This window comes from Rhodococcus sp. NPDC057014 (genome assembly GCF_042673295.1).
In the GTDB taxonomy this organism is placed as follows: domain Bacteria; phylum Actinomycetota; class Actinomycetes; order Mycobacteriales; family Mycobacteriaceae; genus Rhodococcus_F.
In genome coordinates this window covers 1-1,961 of sequence record NZ_JBHUSF010000602.1, presented here as the reverse complement: position 1 = coordinate 1,961, position 1,961 = coordinate 1, and the positions used below count along the sequence as shown (strand labels likewise).

4 protein-coding genes are annotated in these 1,961 nt (G+C 64.9%); 2 read left to right on the top strand and 2 right to left on the bottom strand.

Features of this window, described 5'->3' with window-relative positions; translation table 11 throughout:
* The coding region (locus ACFTZB_RS45330; protein WP_378442505.1) for a hypothetical protein at positions 1-136 on the top strand (136 nt) is incomplete at its 5' end.
* A gap of 138 nt (positions 137-274) precedes the next feature.
* On the opposite strand, the gene ACFTZB_RS45325 is transcribed toward ACFTZB_RS45330, so the two are convergent.
* On the bottom strand, positions 275-571 hold the full coding sequence (locus ACFTZB_RS45325; protein WP_378442503.1) for a hypothetical protein: 297 nt from the start codon (positions 569-571) through the stop codon (positions 275-277).
* 117 nt (positions 572-688) lie between these two features.
* Complete coding sequence (locus ACFTZB_RS45320; RefSeq protein WP_378442501.1) at positions 689-1,012, bottom strand: hypothetical protein; 324 nt, start codon at positions 1,010-1,012, stop codon at positions 689-691.
* Between the two features lie 541 nt (positions 1,013-1,553).
* On the opposite strand from ACFTZB_RS45320, the gene ACFTZB_RS45315 reads away from it, so the two are divergent.
* A partial coding sequence (locus tag ACFTZB_RS45315; protein WP_378442499.1) for an Hsp70 family protein occupies positions 1,554-1,961 on the top strand: 408 nt, incomplete at its 3' end.

Here is a 1,961-nt window from a genome sequence, read left to right as displayed (position 1 = left end):
GTACAAGACCGACTACGGGCTCGACCTCGGCCCCGACCTCGAACCCACCGGCACCCGATCCAACTTCCTTCGGGGGTCCGATGGGAATATCGCCTGGTTCAGCAACCACGGACGGCTCTACCGGCACCTACAGTAAATAGCCGAACCACCCCCGGGAAACGCCGGTGGCGCAATGCGAAAGCGCCGTTCAGGGTTCCTGATCGCCCATTCCGGAACCCGCGGAAGCGGCGACGTCCATTCCTCGCGGTGGCGGCGAGGGCAATGGACGGTTGGCTCAGTTCCCGCCGCCGTTGCCCCGTCCACCACCGCCGTTGTTTCCGTTCCCGTTTTCGTTGCTCCCGTTGCCGTTTCCCTGGTTCCCGTTACCTGGGCCGGCGTTGCCGCCTTGGCCGTTGCCTTGGTTGCCGTTCCCGCCGCCGGTGCCTACACCTGTGCTCGGTGCAGTGTCGTCCGGCGCGAGAACCTCGGGTGCGGGGGCGATCGGTTCGGAGCTGATCATGGTGGCCGGCGGCGGGGGTGCCGGCGCGAGGCTGCTGCTCAGGGTGGGAGCGGGCGGCGCAACAACACGCACGGTGCCACCAAGTGAGACGTCGTTGACTGCCGAACCGGGACGCCTCGATACCGCAGAAACTTGGTATTGATCGACGCCGTAGAGGCGCGACACGCCCTGACGCTCAGCCAACGATTTTCACCGTCGCTCCGGCGGCCACTTCCAGCCGCGGAGGGCGTAGTACTTCTCGCGGGGCTCACCGGTCCAACCATTGATGCCTTTCCGTGGAAGCCACCAGGCGTGGACCAGCAGGACGATCATGGCCAAGGCGCCGAGCAGCACGAAGAACCAGAATCGCCCGGCCGTGGCGGAGACGAGGACCGACAGCACGCACAACACGACCATCTTCCCGATCCGCCGCCATTTCGGGGTGTGCTCCTCCCAATGTCCCCACACGATGGTGCCTACCGCGGTGATCCCGCAGATCACGGCGATCTCAAACCAGTAGGGCCAGCTGCTCATCGTTCACCTTCCCATGATTCCGGAGCTACCGCACCGCCCGCCGATTCACACAGGCCTGGCCCAACGTCAGGGTGCAGCCGTCCCGCTTCGTCAACGGTTCGATCTCACCACTCGCGGGGCCGCGTCCGAGCGGACGGCACGGTGTGCGTGTGTGCGCTCCGGACCCGCTGCGCTGGCAGGTCGCCGCGCGGCTCGCGGCAATGTCCGTGCCCGGCGGCTCCCACCGGTGGTCGTCGGCACCATCGCCTCCGGGTGGGTTGTGCGGGCGATATTCGACCCCATGGTTCGACGGGGTGCCACGGTCCTCCAGCCCGCGCACGGATCGTGTTCTTGCTTTCGTCGGTGAGGTCGGAAGTGGTGGTGCCGCGGTATCTGACGGACACACAGGTCTTAATATTGAGCGTCCTACGCTCAATTTTTCTCCTTGACCGCATTTTTGCTCCGAGGGAAAATTGAGTCGATAACACTCAAGTTCGGTGGGCGTGATGTCTAGCGGTTCCGCGAAGGACCACGCCCGCCCGGTGTGGTGCTGGAGGCGGTCATGGCTCGCGCGGTGGGAATCGATTTGGGGACCACGAACTCGGTGGTGTGTGTACTCGAGGGTGGCGACCCGGTGGTGGTCGCCAACTCGGAGGGTTCGCGCACGACACCGTCGGTCGTGGCGTTCGCGAAGAACGGCGAGGTGCTGGTCGGCCAGCCAGCCAAGAACCAGGCAGTCACCAATGTGGACCGGACGGTGCGGTCGGTGAAACGGGAGATCGGCACCGACTGGCATGTGGCAATCGACGACAAGAAATATAGCGCTCAGGAGATCAGCGCCCGAGTGCTGATGAAACTGAAGAGGGACGCGGAATCGTATCTGGGTGAGGACATCACGGACGCCGTGATCACCGTCCCCGCGTACTTCGAGGACGCCCAGCGTCAGGCCACCAAGGAAGCCGGCCAGATC